This window comes from Dietzia sp. IBK-p2-16D, assembly GCF_057773085.1.
This window is the reverse complement of record NZ_JBYMTL010000001.1, coordinates 900,125-916,811: the sequence shown is the minus strand read 5'-3', so window position 1 is coordinate 916,811 and position 16,687 is coordinate 900,125. Positions and strand designations below refer to the sequence as shown.

Sequence of the window (16,687 nt, the reverse complement as noted above, 5' to 3'; positions counted from 1 at the left end):
CAGCTCCATGTCAGAACAACTGTCACAGAAACTCCACACCGTCCTGGTGGCCAACCGCGGGGAGATCGCGTGCCGCGTGATCCGCTCGCTGCGGGCAGCGGGTATCCGCTCGGTCGCCGTCTACTCCGACGCGGACGCCGACGCGCTGCACGTGCGCGTGGCCGACGCCGCCGTCCGTCTCGGTCCGGCCCAGGCCTCGCAGTCGTACCTCGACATCGACAAGGTGATCGACGCGTGCCGCCGGACCGGCGCCCAGGCCGTGCACCCGGGCTACGGCTTCCTCTCCGAGAACTCGCGGTTCGCGCGGGCGCTCGAGGAGGCCGGCCTGATCTTCGTCGGGCCGCCGGCCTCGGCCATCGAGACCATGGGCGACAAGATCACCGCGAAGGCCGCGGTGTCCGCGCGTGATGTCCCCACCGTGCCCGGGATCTCGCGTCCGGGGCTGACCGACGACGAGCTGATCGCCGGTGCCGCGGAGGTCGGGTACCCGGTCCTCGTCAAGCCCTCCGCCGGAGGTGGCGGCAAGGGGATGCGCCGCGTCACCGATGCCGCCGATCTGCCGGCCGCGCTGGAATCCGCCCGCCGGGAGTCAGCGAACGCCTTCGGCGACGACACGCTCTTCCTCGAGCGGTTCGTCGACACCCCGCGCCACATCGAGGTGCAGGTCCTGGCCGACACCCACGGCAACGTCATCCATCTGGGTGAGCGGGAGTGCTCGCTGCAGCGCCGCCACCAGAAGGTCATCGAGGAGGCGCCCAGCGCGCTCCTCGACGAGGTCACCCGCCAGCGCATCGGTCAGGCGGCCTGCGACGCGGCCCGCTCGGTGGGCTACGTGGGCGCCGGCACGGTGGAGTTCATCGTCTCGGCCCACGCCCCGGACGAGTTCTTCTTCATGGAGATGAACACCCGCCTGCAGGTCGAACACCCGGTCACCGAGATGGTCACCGGCGTGGACCTGGTCGACTGGCAGGTCCGCATCGCCGCGGGCCAGGAGCTCACCCTCCGCCAGTCCGACATCACCCTCACCGGTCACGCGATCGAGGCCCGCGTCTACGCCGAGGACCCGGCCAAGGGCTTCCTGCCCACCGGCGGCACGGTGGTCGGACTGGAGGAGCCGTCCGGCGACGGCATCCGCGTGGACTCCGGACTGCGCGTCGGCACGGTCGTCGGCAGCGACTACGACCCGATGCTCGGCAAGGTGATCGCCCACGGTGCCGATCGCGCCGAGGCACTGGCCCGGCTCGACGCTGCGCTCGCCGGCACCCACGTGCTGGGGCTGCGCACCAACGTCGACTTCTGCCGGTTCCTGCTCTCGCGGCCGGAGGTCATCGCCGGCGAGCTGGACACGGGCCTGCTCGACCGGTCGGTCGACGACTACACCGCGACCCCCGCTCCCGAGGGCGGACTGATCGCCGTGGCCATGCACCGCACCGAGGAGCGCTGGGCCAGGGTGCCCGCGCGGCGTCGCGGCCCGTGGGACGTGCCCAACGGCTGGCGGATCGGTGGGCGCGCCGAGGTGTGGACCCGCCTGGACGCCGGCGCCGGGTCCGACGCGGTCACGGTGGGACTCAAGGGGACTCCCGACGACGCCGAGGTGACCATCACCGACGCGACGATCGGCTCCACCGAGTCGCCCGAGGTCTCCTCCCGGCACCGCGCGCGGGTCGCCCGGGACGGCGCCTCGCTCAGACTGACCGTCGACGGCACCCAGCAGCGCTGGACCGTCGTGCGCTCGGCGGACCCCAAGGCCGCGGACACCTTCTGGGTGGCCGGCGACGGCGGGACGTGGGATCTGCGGATGCTGCCGCTCATCGATTCCCGGATCCACGACGCCGGGATGTCGGACGGCCAGATCCTCAGCCCCATGCCCGGGTCGGTCATCGCGTGCTTCGTCGCCGACGGCGACGAGGTGACCGCCGGACAGAACATCCTGGCCGTCGAGGCCATGAAGATGGAGCACGCGCTCCCCGCGCCGATCGACGGTGTGGTCCGCGTGCACGTCTCCACCGGCGAGCAGGTGCCCGCCGATCACCTGCTCGCGACTGTTGAACCGAGCACCGTCGAGCCCCACCCCTCCACCGAGGAATCCGAAGGAGAAGGCAATGCCTGAGTTGGAAGAGCACTACGCGGACCTGAAGTCGACGGTCGCGGACTTCGCCGACAAGGTGGTGGCCCCGGCCTCGGCCGAGCACGACCGCAATCACACGTTCCCGTACGAGGTCGTCGCCCAGATGGGCGACATGGGCCTGTTCGGTCTGCCCTTCCCCGAGGAGTTCGGTGGGATGGGCGGCGACTACTTCGCGTTGTCCCTCGCGCTGGAGGAGCTCGGCCGCGTCGACCAGTCGACCGCCATGACCCTCGAGGCCGGCGTGGGCCTGGGCGCCATGCCGATCTACCACTTCGGCAACGACGAGCAGCGGGCCACGTGGCTGCCCGACCTGGCCGCCGGCCGCACGCTCGCCGGCTTCGGCCTGACCGAGCCCGGTGCGGGCTCGGACGCCGGCGCCACCAAGACCACCGCGAAGCGTGACGGCGACGAGTGGGTGATCAACGGCAACAAGCAGTTCATCACCAACTCCGGCACCGACATCACGTCGCTGGTCACCGTCACTGCCGTGACCGGGGTCCGGGACAACGGCAAGAAGGCCATCTCGACGATCATCGTCCCGGCCGACACCCCCGGATTCACGGCCGAGCCGGCGTACGACAAGGTGGGCTGGAACTCCTCGGACACGCACCCGCTGACCTTCGCCGATGCCCGCGTCCCGGTGGAGAACCTCCTCGGCGAGGAGGGGCGCGGCTACGCGAACTTCCTGTCGATCCTCGACGAGGGTCGTATCGCGATCGCCGCCGTGGCCACCGGTGCCGCACAGGGCTGCGTCGACGAGTCGGTCAAGTACGCCCGTGAGCGCGAGTCGATGGGACGCAAGATCGGCGAGTTCCAGGCCATCGCGTTCAAGATCGCCCGCATGGAGGCCCGCGCCCACACCGCGCGCTGCGCCTACTACGAGGCCGCCCGCCTCATGTTGGCCGGCAAGCCGTTCAAGAAGGAGGCCGCCATCGCCAAGATGGTCGCCTCCGAGGCGGCCATGGACAACGCCCGCGACGCCACCCAGATCCACGGCGGTTACGGCTTCATGAACGAGTACCCGGTGGCGCGGCACTACCGCGACTCCAAGATCCTCGAGATCGGCGAGGGCACCACCGAGGTGCAGCTCATGCTCATCGCGCGCGGGTTGGGGTTGTGACGATGTCCGAGCAGCGCAAGGAGGTCGTCGACGGAGCGCAGCGACCGGCGCGCAACGAGGTCGTCCAGCGTGGCCTGTGGTTCGAGGAGTACGAGGTGGGCACCGCCTACCTCCACCGCCCCGGGCGCACGATGACCGAGACGGACAACGTCCTGTTCACCACGCTGACGATGAACACCCAGGCCCTGCACCTGGACGCCGCGTGGTCGGCCGAGCAGCCGGGATTCGGCGGCGAGCGGCTCATGAACTCCATGCACACGCTCTCCACCCTCGTGGGACTGTCGGTCGCCCAGCTCACCCAGGGCACGATCGTGGCGAACCTCGGTTTCTCGGAGGTCAGCTTCCCCAAGCCGGTGCTGCACGGTGACACGCTGTACGCGGAGACGGTGTGCACGGACAAACGTGAGTCGAAGTCTCGTCCGGGCGAGGGCATCGTGACCCTCGAGCACATCGGCCGCAACCAGCACGGCGACATCGTGGCCAAGGCGGTCCGCAAGACGCTCGTCCGCAAGCGGCCGACCGAGTCCGGACCGGACGCGGAGGGATCGCGGTGACCCCGACCCCCGCCTGGATACCGCCCGGCCCGGCACTGCTGTTCTGCCCGGCCGACAGGCCGGAGCGCTACGGCAAGGCCGCCGACCGCGCGGACGTGGTGATCGTCGACCTCGAGGACGCCGTCGCCCCCGCGGACCGTCCCGCCGCCCGGGACGCACTGCGGGCCTCGCGACTCGACCCGGAGCGGACGATCGTGCGGGTCAACCCGGCCGACACCGACGACCACGCGGCCGACCTCGAGGCCCTGGCCGAGACGGACTACCGCTGCGTGATGTTGGCCAAGACCGAGTCCGCCGCGCAGGTCACCGACCTGCACTCGACGACCGGTGCCGCGGTGCTGGCGTTGGTGGAGACCCCGCTCGGCGTGGTCCGCGCGGAGGAGATCGCCGCCGCGCCCGGATGCGCGGGGCTGATGTGGGGCGCCGAAGACCTCCTCGCCGCGATGGGCGGGTCGACCAGCCGGTTCTCGTCCGCCGAGGCCGGTGGCCCCCGCGTGGCGGGGGAGTACCGCGACGTTCCGCGTCACGCCCGTGCGCGCGTCGCGCTCGCCGCGGCCGCGTTCGGCCGGTGGGCGGTCGACTCGGTGCACCTGGACATCGCCGACTCCACGGGTCAGCGCGCCGAGGCGCTCGACGCCGTCGCCCTGGGGTTCGTGGCCACCGCGTGCATCCACCCGTCCCAGGTGTCGGTGGTCCGCGAGGCCTACGCCCCCGACGACGACGAGGTGGCCTGGGCCCGGAAGGTCCTCGCCGCCGCCGAGCACAACCAGGGCGTGTTCCGGCTGGACGGTCGCATGGTCGACGGTCCCGTCTTCCGCCAGGCCGAGGCGACGATGCGTCGCGCCGCGGCCGCCACCACCTGATACCGCAATCCCCCTGTCGCGGGCCGTCCGGCCCCACCCCCAAGGAGTACCGAGATGACCACCACCGATCTCGATTCCACGACCCTCGACCCCGCCGGGTCCCATACGCGCGGGGAGACCGGAGTCCCCCTGCTCACCCAGACGATCCCCGAGAACCTCGCGGCGACAGTCGAGAAGTTCGGTGACCGCGACGCCCTCGTCGACGTCCGGGCGGACCGGCGGTGGACCTACACCGAGTTCCTGGCCGACGTGCGTCGTCTGGCCTCCGGCCTGCACCGGCTGGGGATCCGTTCCGGGGACCGGGTGGGTATCTGGTCGCCCAACCGGTGGGAGTGGGTGATGGTCCAGTACGCCACCGCCGAGATCGGCGCGGTGCTGGTCAACATCAACCCGTCCTACCGGGTCCACGAGCTGGAGTTCGTTCTCAAGCAGGCGGGCATCAAGGCCGTCATCGCGGCGCCCCAGTTCAAGGACTCCGACTACACGGGGATGCTCGCGCAGGTCCAGCCGAACTGCCCGGACCTCGAACTGGTCGTGCTCTTCGGCGACGAGGAGTGGGAGTCGCTGGTCTCGGGCCCCACCCACACCGAGGAACTGGCATCGATCCGCGCCGCACTGCAGCCCGGCGACCCGATCAACATCCAGTACACCTCCGGCACCACGGGCTTCCCCAAGGGCGCCACGCTCTCGCACTCGAACATCCTCAACAACGGGTACTTCGTCGGCGAGCTCGTCAACTACTCGGAGGTCGACCGGGTATGCATCCCGGTGCCCTTCTATCACTGCTTCGGCATGGTGATGGGCAACCTGGCGTGCACCAGCCACGGATCGGCGATGGTCATCCCCGCGCCCGCGTTCGACCCCGCGGCCTCGCTGCGCGCGGTGGAGCAGGAGAAGTGCACGAGTCTCTACGGCGTGCCCACGATGTTCATCGCCGAGCTCGCGCTGGAGGATTTCGACTCCTACGACCTGTCCACGCTGCGCACCGGGATCATGGCCGGCTCGCCGTGCCCCGAGTCCACCATGCGTCAGGTGATCGACAGGATGAACATGGAGGAGGTCTCCATCTGCTACGGCATGACCGAGACCTCGCCGGTGTCCACCCAGACCCGGCGGGACGATTCGCTGGACCGGCGCGTGTCCACGGTCGGCCGGGTCGGGCCGCACCTCGAGATCAAGATCGTCGACCCGTCGACCGGCGCGACCCTGCCGCGCGGCGAGGCCGGCGAGTTCTGCACCAGGGGCTACAGCGTCATGCTGGGTTACTGGGACCAGCCGGACAAGACCGCCGAGGCGATCGACCCCGAGGGCTGGATGCACACGGGCGACATCGGGGAGATGGACGACGCCGGCTACGTCCGCATCACCGGCCGCATCAAGGACATGGTCATCCGGGGAGGCGAGAACATCTACCCGCGGGAGGTCGAGGAGTTCCTCTACACCCACCCGGACATCCTCGACGCCCAGGTGATCGGCGTGCCCGACCCCAAGTACGGCGAGGAGCTCATGGCCTGGGTCCGGCTCAAGCCGGGATGCGACGACCTCACCGCCGACCAGGTCCGTGAGTTCGCCACCGGCAAGCTCGCCCGCCACAAGATCCCGAAGTACGTCCACGTGGTCGACGAGTTCCCCATGACCGTCACCGGCAAGGTCCGCAAGGTCGACATGCGGAAGACCGCGATCGAGATCCTCGGCATCGCCTGACTGCCCCCACACCCAAGGAGTGCGTGTATGTCCAACAAGATCATGACCGCGGCCGAGGCCGTCGCGGACATCCCCGACGGGGCGACCATCGCCGCCGGAGGATTCGGCCTGAGCGGGATCCCGCAGATCGTCATCTCCGCGCTCGCCGCCCGCGAGGTCGGCAACTTCGAGGTGTTCTCCAACAACGCCGGGGTCGACGGCAAGGGCCTCGGCATCCTGCTGGAGAGCGGCAAGCTCCGTCGTATCGTCTCCTCCTACGTAGGGGAGAACAAGGAGTTCGCCCGTCAGTACCTCTCCGGTGAGCTGGAGGTGGAGCTCACCCCGCAGGGCACGCTCGCCGAGCGGATGCGCGCCGGCGGATCCGGCATCGGGGCGTTCTACACCCGCACCGGCGTCGGTACGTACGTCGCCGACGGCGGGATGCCGTGGAAGTACGACTCGTCCGGCGGGGTCGCGGTGGCGTCCCCGCCCAAGGAGACCCGCGAGATCCGCGGCGAGACCTACGTGCTCGAGCAGGCCATCGAGGCCGACTACTCGCTGGTGCGCGCCGCGGTGGCCGACCGCAGCGGCAACCTCCGGTTCAACCTCACGGCCCGGAACTTCTCGCCGCTCGCGGCGATGGCCGGCCGGGTCTGCATCGTCGAGGCCGAGAAGATCGTCGAGGTCGGCGAGCTCGCCCCCGACGACATCCACCTCCCGGGCATTTTCGTCCACCGCCTGGTGGAACTGACCCCGGAGCAGGTCGCCCAGACCAAGTGGATCGAGAAGACCACCACCAACCCGCCCTCGGAAGGACAGCGCTGATGAGCAGGATCGGACGCGACCGCAAGGCCATGGCCGCCCGGGCGGCGCTGGAACTGGAGGACGGCCAGTACGTCAACCTCGGGATCGGCCTGCCGACCCTGGTCCCCAACTACGTCCCCGAGGGCGTCAACGTCACCCTGCAGTCGGAGAACGGGCTGCTGGGCATCGGACCGTACCCGCACCCCGACGACGTCGACCCGGATCTCATCAACGCCGGCAAGGAGACCGTCACGACCCTTCCCGGCTCCTCGATCTTCGACTCGGCGATGAGCTTCGGCATGATCCGTTCGGGCAAGATCGACGTGGCCATCCTCGGCGCGATGGAGGTCAACCCGGCCGGCGACATCGCCAACTGGATGGTCCCCGGCGCCATGGTCAAGGGCATGGGCGGCGCGATGGACCTCGTGGTGGGCGCGCGCCGGATCGTCGTGGTCATGGACCAGGTCGCCAAGGACGGCTCATCGAAGATCGTCTCCGAGATCTCCCTCCCGCTGACCGGCCTGGGCTGCGTCAACCGGATCATCACGGAACTCGGCGTGTTCGACCGCGACGAGAACGGACTGACCCTCATCGAGATCGTGGACGGTGTGACCCTCGACCAGGTGAAGGCAGCGACCGACGCACCGTTCCTGGTGGCCGACGGGCTGGGATGACGACGCCTACGACACGCGGGCTCCCGCCGCGGTGACCCGTCCGGGCGACAGCGCCCCCGGACTCTGGACCACACCGGTCCGGGGCCGGGTGGCGCTGTCGGCGTTGGCGTGGGTTCTCCTCTACGGGGCCGGCCTCGTCGTCGTCGTCATCCTGGGGCTGGTCGCCGCCCGGGCCCTGGGGGCCGCGCGGCCGGACACCGCGCTCCTCGCCCTGGTCGTCCTCGCCGGCACCGCCGTGGCCGCACTTCTCGCGGTGCGGATCCACCTCCTGCGCCGACGCGGTCTCCGGTGGGCGGACGTCGGCCTGCGGCACCCGGACCGATCGCCGTGGCACCTGGCCTGGCAGATCCCGGCCGTGATGGCCGCCGGCGCCGCCGCCTCGATGCTCGTGCTCATCCCCCTGGGCGCGGGCGCGGAGTCGGCGGGGGAGAACACCGATACGGCCATCGCCGACCTGGTGGCCGGAGGGCCGGTGTCCGCGGTGCTCGGACTGCTCACCGTCGCGGTGCTCATCCCGGTGGCGGAGGAGACGGTGTTCCGCGGCATCGTGCTGCCGGCACTGCGCGCGCGGCTGCGGGTCGTCGGCGGGATCACGCTCGCCGGGGCGGTCTTCGCGGCCGTCCACCTGATTCCCCCGGCCATGCCGTACCTGCTGGTCGTGGGGATCTCGCTGTGCGCGATGGCGGAGTGGTACCGGTCGATCGTGCCCGGCATCGTGCTCCACGGCGTCAACAACGCGGTCGTGTTCACCGGGGTGATCGCCGCCGGGATGGCCTGAGAACGCCGCCGCCGGGATGGCCTGAGGAATCGTCGGTCAGGCCAGGAGTGCGGAGATCAGGAGGAGAACGGGCAGGGCGCCGAGTGTGGTGAGGACGGCCGAGTCCCGTGCCAAGAGCGTGCCGTGGCCGTAGCGGGTCGCGACCACCAGGACGTTCTGCGCGGTCGGCAAGGCGGCTGCCACCACCACCGTGAGGAGTTCGTGGTCCCGCATCCCCAGCAACCAGGCGCCGATCGCGTACGCGAGTAACGGATGGGCGATGAGCTTGAGTGCACTCGCGAGGAAGATCTCGCGGCGCGGCGAGGCGCCGGCCTCGAGCACCTTGACCCCGTAGAGCGACATGCCGAACACCAGCAGCGCACCGGGCACGGAGATCTGCCCGACCAGGTGGACGGGCTCGAGGAGGGCCTCGGGCGGTGTCCACGGCAGGGCCGCCACGACCACACCCGCCAGCGCGGCCAGGACGATCGGCGTCCGGACCGACTGCAGCAGTGCTCCGAGTGCGCCGCCGTCCCCGCCGCCGTCCGTGCCCTCCGCACGCGCGGCGCGCTCGAGCACGGCGATGGCGACCGGTTGGAGGACCACCACCTGGAACAGCAGCAGCGGCATGACGAACCCGAGGTCGCCGAGGACGTACAACGCGATGGGGATGCCGAGGTTGGCCGAGTTGACGTATCCGGCCGACAGCGCACCGATGACGAGGTCCGCCGCCGGGCGATGGAGCCACAGGCGGGCGACCGCCATGTACAGGACGGCGATGATGATCGCCGAGACCGCGGACACCACGAAGACGCCGGTGAAGACCTGGTCGAGGGTGGTGCGGGCGAGGGAGTCGAACAACAGCGCCGGGGTGGCGACGTAGAAGACGAGGCGGTTGAGCACCAGCCGTGCGTCCGTGCCCAGGACCAGGGTGCGGGCGAGGATCCAGCCCAGCGCGACGAGCGCGACGATCACGGCGAAGCCGTTGAGGACGCCGGCCACGGGCGGACTCCTGGTGTCGGGGGAGGGGGAACAGGGAGCGGTAACGCCGATCGGGGTCGTGCGCTCCTGCAGGAGGAGACACGACCCCGATCGGGTTGCTGTTGCCTGAGTCGGCGACTAGACGCCGCGGGCGGGACGGGCGGTTCGGTTCAACCGCGCCGAGGAGTGACTCAGCGGCTGGTGAACGGCAGCAGGGCCATCTCGCGGGCGTTCTTGACCGCCACGGCGACCTGACGCTGCTGCTGCGGCGTGAGGCCGGTGACGCGACGCGAACGGATCTTGCCGCGATCGGAGATGAAGGTACGGAGGGTGTTGACGTCCTTGTAGTCGACTGTCTCGATACCCGCCACCTTCAGCGGGTTCTTCTTGGGTCGACGGCCCTCCTGGGCGCGGATCTTCTTGGACGGGGTGCTACGTGCTTTAGCCATGGTTACCTACTCACCAACTCGACTTCGTGACACCGGGCAGCTCGCCACGGTGGGCCATCTCGCGCATGCGGACGCGGGAGAGACCGAACTTGCGGAGGTAGCCGCGGGGGCGGCCATCGGCGACGTCGCGGTTACGCACCCGCACCGGCGAGGCGTCACGCGGCATCTTGTTGAGCGCGGTCTGGGCATCCATACGTGCCTCGTCCGTGCTCTCCGGGTTCTTGATGATTGCCTTGAGCTCGGCGCGGCGCTCGGCGAACCGGGCGACCTTTGCCTTGCGCTGCTCGTTGCGCGCGATCTTGGACTTCTTGGCCACGAGTCAGCGCTCCTCTCGGAATTCGACGTGCTTACGGACGACCGGGTCGAACTTCTTGAGGACGATGCGGTCCGGATTGTTGCGACGGTTCTTGCGGGTCACGTACGTGAACCCGGTACCGGCCGTGGACTTCAGCTTGATGATGGGGCGGATGTCGTTACGGGCCATCTCAGATCTTCTCCCCACGGGCACGGATGCGGGCCACGACGGCCTCGATGCCATCGCGGTCGATGGTCTTGATGCCCTTGGTGGAGACCGTCAGCGTGACGCGACGACCCTCGGAGGGCACGAAGTAGCTACGACGCTGGATGTTCGGGTTCCAGCGACGGTTGGTCCTGCGGTGTGAGTGCGAGACGGACTTGCCGAAACCCGGCTTCCGTCCCGTTACCTGGCAATGCGCCGACATGGCGTGTTTCTCCTTCCGCCCCGTCCATCGGTGGCGCGCGGCGGGTGGAGACGACCTCGAACGGCCAGGGCCGTACGGGGGGCTCACCGCCACGTCGCGAGCACCGTGAGAGGCGATAGCAAACGTGCAGACAACAGCGATGGTCTAGTTTACGGCTCGACCGCGTGAAACGGTAATCGGCACGTCAGCGGGCGTATCGCCGCCGGCGGGCACCTGTCCGCGGCGCACGAATTGGGTGCCCGGCCATCCTACGGGTACGATCTACCGATGCGTGTGCTGACACCGGGATCCCCGGTTCGGCCACTGGCACCAGCGCGCTCTTGCGTGAGCGAGCGCCAGACCCACAGACTTCTACCGAGCTAGAGGGATCCAGTATGAAGAGCGACATCCACCCCGACTACCACCCGGTGGTCTTCCAGGACTCGGGCACGGGCACCAAGTTCCTCACCCGTTCCACTGCGACCAGCAGCCGCACGGTCGAGTGGGAGGACGGTCAGACGTACCCGCTCATCGTCGTCGACGTGACGAGCGAGTCGCACCCGTTCTGGACCGGCGCGCAGCGTGTCATGGACACCGCCGGCCGCGTCGAGAAGTTCCAGCGCCGCTACGGCACCCGCGCCCGCCGCAAGTGAGCAGCGGGGCGTCCGCGCCCCGATCCACCTCCTAGACCCCGAGGACGAAATCATGGCAGTTCCGAAGCGCCGCCTCTCGCGCGCCAACACCCACTCCCGCCGGTCCCAGTGGAAGGCCGACAACGTCGCCCTCCAGGAGACCAAGATCGACGGCCGCTCCGTGGTGCTGCCGCGTCGTCTGGTCAAGGCCGCCCAGCTCGGCCTGGTCGACCTCGACCGCTGAGTCGAGTCGGCTGCGCCCCACGGGGCGTGGCCGAGCACGGCGGCGCCACGCGCGCCGCACGCACACGCCCGGTCACGAGCCCGGCGGGTCCACGCGGACCCGCCGGGCTCGTCGGCATCTGCGGGGTGGTCCGGGCGGTACGGGTCCGGTGTGAACGGTGTCAGCTCGTGTGGGCGAATCCTCAGCCGCGGTTCAGTCCTGTGCGAGAGAATTCCGGCTATGAAGATTCTCGTAGTCGACGACGACCAGGCCGTGCGCGAGTCGCTGCGGCGCTCCCTGACGTTCAACGGGTACGACGTCGAGCTCGCCGGTGACGGCGTCGAGGCGATCGAGCGCGTCGACTCCAACCGGCCGGACGCGGTCATCCTCGACGTCATGATGCCCCGTCGGGACGGGCTCGAGGTGTGTCGGATCCTGCGCAGCAGGGGAGACGACCTCCCCGTTCTCATGCTCACCGCCAGGGACGCGGTCTCCGAGCGCGTCGCCGGCCTGGACGCCGGGGCCGACGACTACCTACCCAAGCCCTTCGCCCTGGAGGAACTCCTCGCCCGACTCCGGGCCCTCCTGCGCCGCCGCGGCACCGACGTCGAGGAGGTCGACGAGGTGCTGGAGTTCGAGGACCTACGGATGGATCTGGCGACCCGTGAGGTCACCAGGGGTGAACGACGGATCCAGCTCACCCGGACCGAGTTCTCGCTGCTCGAACTGCTCATGCATCACCCGCGACGGGTCCTGACGCGCAGCCACATCCTCGAGGAGGTGTGGGGGTACGACTTCCCGACGTCGGGGAACGCGCTCGAGGTCTACATCGGGTACCTGCGCCGCAAGACGGAAGGAGAGGGCGAGAGCCGGCTGATCCACACCGTGCGCGGAGTGGGCTACGTCCTGCGCGAGACGCCGTAGTGCCGGCCCGGACGATGCGGACGGGGTCCGCACCGATCTCGCTCCATCAGCGGGTGACGCTGCTGGCGGCGAGTTCGGTGGGCGTCGCGGTGGCCCTCATGGCCGTGGCGGCGTACTTCGTCGTGTCGGGGTCGATGTACAGCGACGTCAACAACCGCCTACAACAGCAGGCCGACCAGCTGGTGAACAGTCAGCTCGCGTCCGAGTTCGCCCTGCAGTCCCGGAGCACGCTGATCGCGCTGCGGGCCTTCAACCCCAATCTGGACGCCCAGATCGTCGCGCCCTCCGGCGTGCGCACCGCGACCGGGGAACCCTTCCAGATCGGCGGCCCCGAGATCGCGGTGGTGCGCGGGGACGCCGAGTCGAGCCTGCGTACCTCCGGTGGTAAGCAGATCTACGCGGTCGGGGTCCGCGACGGGTCCACCCTCATCCTGGCGCAGGACCTCAGCCCGACGCGGGCGGCGCTCAACCGCCTGGCGATCGTGCTCACCCTCGTCGGGGCCGCGGGCATCGCCCTGGCCGCGGTGGCCGGGACCGCTGTCGGTCGCACCGGGTTGGCCCCGGTGGCCCGACTGACGCGGGCGGTGGAACGCATCGCCAGGACCGACGACCTCCGCCCGATCCCGGTGGCGGGGGATGACGAGATCGCTCGACTGACGAGCAGTTTCAACCAGATGCTGGTCGCGCTCGGTGAGAGTCGGGAGAGACAGGCGCGTCTCGTAGCGGACGCCGGACACGAGCTCAAGACCCCCCTGACAAGCCTGCGGACGAACGTGGAGTTGCTCATCGCGGCCAGTCGTCCGGGCGCACGGACGATTCCCGACGCCGATCGTCGCGAACTGGAGGCGGACGTGGTGGGGCAGATCTCGGAGCTGAGCCAACTCGTCGGAGATCTGGTCGAGCTCGCCCGTGAGGATTCCGGGGAGGTCGAGTTGGAGCCGGTGGCGGTCTCCGACGCGGTCGAGCGCGCCCTCGAACGGGTGCGGCGCCGGCGGCACGACGTGGACTTCGATGTGGAGCTGAGGCCCTGGTACTCCTTCGGTGACTCGGCGGGGATCGAGCGTGCGGTGCTCAACGTGTGCGACAACGCCGCCAAGTGGAGCCCCGCCGGCGGCACGGTGACCGTGCGGATGCGGCCCGTCTCCGATGCCGTGATGGAGTTGACGGTCGCCGACCAGGGGCCGGGCATCCCCGAGCAGGACAGGGAGCTGGTCTTCGAACGCTTCCACCGCTCCCACGAGGCGCGCGGGATGCCGGGGTCGGGTCTGGGGCTGGCCATCGTCCGCCAGGTCACGACCCGGCACGGCGGAACCGTCGAGATCGGCGACGCCGAGGGCGGTGGCGCGCTGGTCCGCGTGACCATCCCCGGAAGCGAGCAACCGCCCGTGTGAGTTCCGCCCCCGACCGGGCTCCCACCGAGGAGCACCGCCGGGGGTCGGGCACACGATCTCAGCGCGCACACAGCGCCATCGTGAACCATGGGGGCCATGGAGAACGACAACGGTCGGGGCCGGGGCGAACCCGGGACCCCGGAAGACTGGGCAGGCAGGCCGGGTGCGGGCCTCGGGGGACCGGCGCACCAGCCCGCCGGGGAGAACCCCTACGCGGGCCGGGACCCGTACGCCGGCGCGTATCCGTACGGCGGGCAGGAGGGCCGTGGACCCGACGGCTCGGCCCATGGGTGGGGCGGCGCAGGAGGGCCGACCACCGAGTTCGCCGCGCAGTCACCGCCGCAGGGGCCCCGGACCGGACCGTGGCGCCCCGCGGAGACCGCGCCTCCCTCTGGTCCGCCGCTCCACCCCGGCGGCGGGCCGGGTGTCGATCCCGGGGCGCAGTCGGGGCCGCGGAGGTCCGGCCGCGGCCTGCTCGCGGCCGGGATCGTGGCCGCCATGCTCGTCTCCGGCGGGCTCGGGGGCTGGATCGGTGCGACGGTGGCGGGAGGGTCCGGGCAGGGGTTGTCCTCGCCCATCAATGCTTCCCAACCCGAGGGGCGCGCGCCAGACGGAACCGTCGAATCGGTGGCGGACAAGGTGCTCCCGAGCGTCGTCTCGGTGGACGTGCGGTCCCAGACGGGGCGCGGCGAGGGGTCCGGGGTGGTGCTGACCCAGGACGGGCTCATCATCACCAACAACCACGTCATCGCGGCGGCCCGAGCCGGTGGCGAGATCCAGGTGCGCTTCGACGACGGCTCCACGGCCCCGGCGAGCATCGTGGGCACGGACCCGGCCACGGACATCGCGGTCATCAAGGCCGAGACCTCGCGCTCGCTCACCCCGATCGCCTTGGGGTCCTCGGCCACGCTGAACGAAGGCCAGGCCGTCGCCGCGGTGGGCTCGCCGCTGGGCCTGTCGGGAACCGTGACCACCGGCATCGTCTCCGCCCTCGAGCGCCCGGTACGCGCCGGCGGCGAACAGTCGGACCAGAGCACGGTGATCGACGCCATCCAGACCGACGCCGCGGTGAACCCGGGCAACTCGGGAGGCGCCCTCGTCAACATGGACGGCGAGCTGGTCGGGATCAACTCGGCCATCGCGTCACTGGGGTCGGGCAGCTCGGGATCGATCGGTCTCGGCTTCGCCATCCCCGTGGACCAGGCCCGGCGGATCGCGGACCAACTGATCAAGCAGGGGTTCGCGACCCGCGCTGTGCTCGGGGTGTCCGTGAGTGACGCGCCCGATGTGGACGGCGCCCTCGTGCGCGGCGTCGAGCCGGGTGGGCCCGCGGAGCGCGCCGGGATCAGGGAGGGGTCGGTCATCTCCGGGGTGGGGGAGCGGCTCATCGAGGGCGGGGACGCTCTCGTCGCGGCGATCCGGTCCCGGGCTCCGGGGGACACGGTGACCGTCACCTATGCTTCCCGTGAGGGCGAAACGCCGAACACCGTCGACGTGATACTGGGAGAGGCCAGATGAGCACCAGATTTGATCCGCGGGCTCTGCCCGGAGGCCGCAAACTCCCCACCGGCCTGGATTTCGACCCGGCCGCCGTCGAGCCCGTGGAGCCGCAGATCGCCGGCCGCGCGATGGTCGTGGTGGTGACCGACAGACTGAACGAGCGTGAGGATTCGATCGGCCCGCTGGTCACCGAACTGCTCGAGGAGGAGGGTTTCCTCGTCGGCGGTGTGGTGGGCGTCGCGGCGGACGAGGCCGAGGTGCGCAAGGCCCTCGAGACGGCCGTGGTCGGTGGCTTCGACTTCGTCGTGACCGTGGGCGGCACCGGGGTCGGTCCCCGGGACATCACGCCCGAGGTCACCGAGGAGATCCTGGACCAGCGACTGCCCGGCATCGCCGAGGCGATCCGCTCGTCGGGTCTCACCGCCGGCGCGGTCGACTCGATCGTCTCGCGAGGGTACGTGGGCGTATCGGGGAGCACGGTGGTCGCCAACCTCGCACCCAGCCGCGCCGCGATCCGCGACGGGATGGCGACGTTGTGCCCGCTCGTGTCCTACGTGGTGGCGCAACTGTCGGCCTTCGAGGAACTGTGACCGAGCCGCGGCCGGTGGACCGGGCGCGGCTGGACGAGGTGTTCGGCGAGACCCTGCCGGAGACGACCTCGGACGAGGCCCGCACCGCGGAAAGTCGGATCGACGACGACTGGTGGCGCGACCAGCGACCACCGCACCACGGCTGACTTCACCCCGACGCCCCGCCGGCCAGGTGTGTGCCGACGGGGCGGGGACACTGCGCTGAGCTGATCAGGCGTTGCGCTGGCCTGATCAGGCGTTGCGCTGGCCTGATCAGGCGTTGCTGGACGGGCTCTCGGGGTCGGACGGGTGCGTCAGCGGGCGACCGGCGAGCAGGTCGCGGATCTCCACCAGGAGGTCGTTGTCCGACGCGGGCGCCTCGATGCCCTTGCGCTTGGCGGCGGCCTCCTTCATCTTGTTCATCGGCCCGACCAGGACGAAGTAGATGATGGCCGCGATCAGCAGGAAGTTGATGATCGCGGTGAGGAGCATCCCGAAGTCCATGACGGTCTCGGGGTTGCCCTCGAGGATCTGGACGGCGAAGCCGATCTCCTTGTTGCCGCCGAGCAGAGCGATCAGCGGGTTGATGATCGCGCTGGTGAACGCGTCGACGATCGTCGCGAACGCACTGCCGATGACGACCGCGACCGCCAGGTCGATCACGTTGCCCTGCATGATGAATTCCTTGAAGCCCTTGAGCATTCGTGCACCCCTCTCGTAGTCGGTTTCTGTTG

At 70.2% G+C, this 16,687-nt stretch carries 21 protein-coding genes; 15 read left to right on the top strand and 6 right to left on the bottom strand.

The genetic code is table 11. The features are described 5' to 3' along the window. Positions 1 to 7 precede the first annotated feature (7 nt). From AC3DE3_RS04260 to AC3DE3_RS04225, 8 genes are read left to right on the top strand one after another with little or no spacing between them, the layout of a single operon-like run. Positions 8 to 2,110, top strand: coding sequence for an acetyl/propionyl/methylcrotonyl-CoA carboxylase subunit alpha (locus AC3DE3_RS04260; protein ID WP_488369069.1), 2,103 nt, complete (start codon positions 8 to 10; stop codon positions 2,108 to 2,110). Then, positions 2,103 to 3,248, top strand: coding sequence for an acyl-CoA dehydrogenase family protein (locus AC3DE3_RS04255; protein WP_260488358.1), 1,146 nt, complete (start codon positions 2,103 to 2,105; stop codon positions 3,246 to 3,248). Before AC3DE3_RS04260 ends, AC3DE3_RS04255 begins: the two co-directional genes overlap by 8 nt. Positions 3,249 to 3,250: 2 nt before the next feature. Beyond that, a complete protein-coding gene (locus tag AC3DE3_RS04250; protein WP_488369068.1) occupies positions 3,251 to 3,802 on the top strand; it encodes a MaoC family dehydratase in 552 nt (183 codons plus the stop codon). Further along, positions 3,799 to 4,665 carry an HpcH/HpaI aldolase/citrate lyase family protein gene (locus AC3DE3_RS04245; protein ID WP_488369067.1) on the top strand — a complete coding sequence of 289 codons (867 nt, stop codon included), beginning with the start codon at positions 3,799 to 3,801 and terminating at the stop codon, positions 4,663 to 4,665. Before AC3DE3_RS04250 ends, AC3DE3_RS04245 begins: the two co-directional genes overlap by 4 nt. Positions 4,666 to 4,719: 54 nt before the next feature. Next, positions 4,720 to 6,369: an AMP-binding protein gene (locus AC3DE3_RS04240; RefSeq protein ID WP_488369066.1), complete on the top strand. Its 1,650-nt coding sequence runs from the start codon at positions 4,720 to 4,722 to the stop codon at positions 6,367 to 6,369. A 27-nt stretch (positions 6,370 to 6,396) separates the two neighbouring features. Next, positions 6,397 to 7,173, top strand: a complete 777-nt coding sequence (locus AC3DE3_RS04235) for a CoA transferase subunit A (protein WP_260488350.1) — start codon at positions 6,397 to 6,399, stop codon at positions 7,171 to 7,173. After that, positions 7,173 to 7,826: a 3-oxoacid CoA-transferase subunit B gene (locus tag AC3DE3_RS04230; protein WP_260488348.1), complete on the top strand. Its 654-nt coding sequence runs from the start codon at positions 7,173 to 7,175 to the stop codon at positions 7,824 to 7,826. The genes AC3DE3_RS04235 and AC3DE3_RS04230 overlap by 1 nt, the downstream gene beginning before the upstream one ends. A gap of 31 nt (positions 7,827 to 7,857) precedes the next feature. Further along, positions 7,858 to 8,604, top strand: a complete 747-nt coding sequence (locus AC3DE3_RS04225) for a CPBP family intramembrane glutamic endopeptidase (RefSeq protein ID WP_488369065.1) — start codon at positions 7,858 to 7,860, stop codon at positions 8,602 to 8,604. Between the two features lie 36 nt (positions 8,605 to 8,640). Here the strand turns inward: AC3DE3_RS04225 and AC3DE3_RS04220 are convergent, their stop codons facing one another. From AC3DE3_RS04220 to rpmB, 5 genes are all read right to left on the bottom strand, one after another. Continuing rightward, on the bottom strand, positions 8,641 to 9,585 hold the full coding sequence (locus tag AC3DE3_RS04220) for an AEC family transporter (protein ID WP_488369064.1): 945 nt from the start codon (positions 9,583 to 9,585) through the stop codon (positions 8,641 to 8,643). Positions 9,586 to 9,755: 170 nt separating this feature from the next. Then, positions 9,756 to 10,013 (bottom strand): 30S ribosomal protein S18, encoded by a 258-nt coding sequence (gene rpsR, locus AC3DE3_RS04215; RefSeq protein ID WP_007632792.1) that lies wholly within the window; start codon positions 10,011 to 10,013, stop codon positions 9,756 to 9,758. A gap of 10 nt (positions 10,014 to 10,023) precedes the next feature. Then, the gene (rpsN, locus tag AC3DE3_RS04210; RefSeq protein WP_017836289.1) at positions 10,024 to 10,329 is read right to left on the bottom strand and encodes a 30S ribosomal protein S14; all 306 of its coding nucleotides are present in this window, start codon (positions 10,327 to 10,329) and stop codon (positions 10,024 to 10,026) included. Positions 10,330 to 10,332: 3 nt separating this feature from the next. Then, positions 10,333 to 10,497 carry a 50S ribosomal protein L33 gene (gene rpmG / locus AC3DE3_RS04205; RefSeq protein ID WP_010542298.1) on the bottom strand — a complete coding sequence of 55 codons (165 nt, stop codon included), beginning with the start codon at positions 10,495 to 10,497 and terminating at the stop codon, positions 10,333 to 10,335. A gap of 1 nt (position 10,498) precedes the next feature. Beyond that, positions 10,499 to 10,735: a 50S ribosomal protein L28 gene (rpmB, locus tag AC3DE3_RS04200; RefSeq protein ID WP_010542299.1), complete on the bottom strand. Its 237-nt coding sequence runs from the start codon at positions 10,733 to 10,735 to the stop codon at positions 10,499 to 10,501. 374 nt (positions 10,736 to 11,109) lie between these two features. Here rpmB and AC3DE3_RS04195 point away from each other — a divergent pair, with 374 nt between their 5' ends. The 7 genes from AC3DE3_RS04195 to AC3DE3_RS04165 all read left to right on the top strand — a co-directional run bounded on the left by AC3DE3_RS04195 (position 11,110) and on the right by AC3DE3_RS04165 (position 16,120). After that, on the top strand, positions 11,110 to 11,367 hold the full coding sequence (locus tag AC3DE3_RS04195; RefSeq protein WP_260488340.1) for a type B 50S ribosomal protein L31: 258 nt from the start codon (positions 11,110 to 11,112) through the stop codon (positions 11,365 to 11,367). A gap of 52 nt (positions 11,368 to 11,419) precedes the next feature. Then, a complete protein-coding gene (gene rpmF, locus AC3DE3_RS04190; protein WP_260488338.1) occupies positions 11,420 to 11,590 on the top strand; it encodes a 50S ribosomal protein L32 in 171 nt (56 codons plus the stop codon). Between the two features lie 219 nt (positions 11,591 to 11,809). After that, positions 11,810 to 12,493, top strand: coding sequence for a response regulator transcription factor (locus AC3DE3_RS04185; protein ID WP_260488336.1), 684 nt, complete (start codon positions 11,810 to 11,812; stop codon positions 12,491 to 12,493). Positions 12,494 to 12,507: 14 nt separating this feature from the next. Further along, complete coding sequence (locus AC3DE3_RS04180; protein WP_260488335.1) at positions 12,508 to 13,884, top strand: HAMP domain-containing sensor histidine kinase; 1,377 nt, start codon at positions 12,508 to 12,510, stop codon at positions 13,882 to 13,884. Between the two features lie 96 nt (positions 13,885 to 13,980). Then, positions 13,981 to 15,402, top strand: coding sequence for a S1C family serine protease (locus AC3DE3_RS04175; protein ID WP_488369063.1), 1,422 nt, complete (start codon positions 13,981 to 13,983; stop codon positions 15,400 to 15,402). Then, positions 15,399 to 15,974 carry a MogA/MoaB family molybdenum cofactor biosynthesis protein gene (locus tag AC3DE3_RS04170; RefSeq protein WP_260488333.1) on the top strand — a complete coding sequence of 192 codons (576 nt, stop codon included), beginning with the start codon at positions 15,399 to 15,401 and terminating at the stop codon, positions 15,972 to 15,974. Before AC3DE3_RS04175 ends, AC3DE3_RS04170 begins: the two co-directional genes overlap by 4 nt. Further along, entirely contained in the window at positions 15,971 to 16,120 is a 150-nt protein-coding gene (locus AC3DE3_RS04165) for a hypothetical protein (protein WP_488369062.1), read from the top strand. The genes AC3DE3_RS04170 and AC3DE3_RS04165 overlap by 4 nt, the downstream gene beginning before the upstream one ends. A 106-nt stretch (positions 16,121 to 16,226) precedes the next feature. On the opposite strand, the gene mscL is transcribed toward AC3DE3_RS04165, so the two are convergent. Continuing rightward, positions 16,227 to 16,655, bottom strand: coding sequence for a large conductance mechanosensitive channel protein MscL (mscL, locus tag AC3DE3_RS04160; protein ID WP_260488331.1), 429 nt, complete (start codon positions 16,653 to 16,655; stop codon positions 16,227 to 16,229). Positions 16,656 to 16,687: the final 32 nt, after the last annotated feature.

Coding starts and splice junctions, on each gene's coding strand:
- AC3DE3_RS04240 (WP_488369066.1), top strand. CDS start 4,720: ATGACCACCACCGATCTCGATTCCACGACCCTCGACCCCGCCGGGTCC.
- AC3DE3_RS04250 (WP_488369068.1), top strand. CDS start 3,251: ATGTCCGAGCAGCGCAAGGAGGTCGTCGACGGAGCGCAGCGACCGGCG.
- AC3DE3_RS04185 (WP_260488336.1), top strand. CDS start 11,810: ATGAAGATTCTCGTAGTCGACGACGACCAGGCCGTGCGCGAGTCGCTG.
- AC3DE3_RS04195 (WP_260488340.1), top strand. CDS start 11,110: ATGAAGAGCGACATCCACCCCGACTACCACCCGGTGGTCTTCCAGGAC.
- AC3DE3_RS04260 (WP_488369069.1), top strand. CDS start 8: ATGTCAGAACAACTGTCACAGAAACTCCACACCGTCCTGGTGGCCAAC.
- mscL (WP_260488331.1), bottom strand. CDS start 16,655: ATGCTCAAGGGCTTCAAGGAATTCATCATGCAGGGCAACGTGATCGAC.
- rpmB (WP_010542299.1), bottom strand. CDS start 10,735: ATGTCGGCGCATTGCCAGGTAACGGGACGGAAGCCGGGTTTCGGCAAG.
- rpsR (WP_007632792.1), bottom strand. CDS start 10,013: ATGGCTAAAGCACGTAGCACCCCGTCCAAGAAGATCCGCGCCCAGGAG.
- rpmF (WP_260488338.1), top strand. CDS start 11,420: ATGGCAGTTCCGAAGCGCCGCCTCTCGCGCGCCAACACCCACTCCCGC.
- AC3DE3_RS04235 (WP_260488350.1), top strand. CDS start 6,397: ATGTCCAACAAGATCATGACCGCGGCCGAGGCCGTCGCGGACATCCCC.
- AC3DE3_RS04170 (WP_260488333.1), top strand. CDS start 15,399: ATGAGCACCAGATTTGATCCGCGGGCTCTGCCCGGAGGCCGCAAACTC.
- AC3DE3_RS04230 (WP_260488348.1), top strand. CDS start 7,173: ATGAGCAGGATCGGACGCGACCGCAAGGCCATGGCCGCCCGGGCGGCG.
- AC3DE3_RS04175 (WP_488369063.1), top strand. CDS start 13,981: ATGGAGAACGACAACGGTCGGGGCCGGGGCGAACCCGGGACCCCGGAA.
- AC3DE3_RS04255 (WP_260488358.1), top strand. CDS start 2,103: ATGCCTGAGTTGGAAGAGCACTACGCGGACCTGAAGTCGACGGTCGCG.
- AC3DE3_RS04180 (WP_260488335.1), top strand. CDS start 12,508: ATGCGGACGGGGTCCGCACCGATCTCGCTCCATCAGCGGGTGACGCTG.
- rpmG (WP_010542298.1), bottom strand. CDS start 10,497: ATGGCCCGTAACGACATCCGCCCCATCATCAAGCTGAAGTCCACGGCC.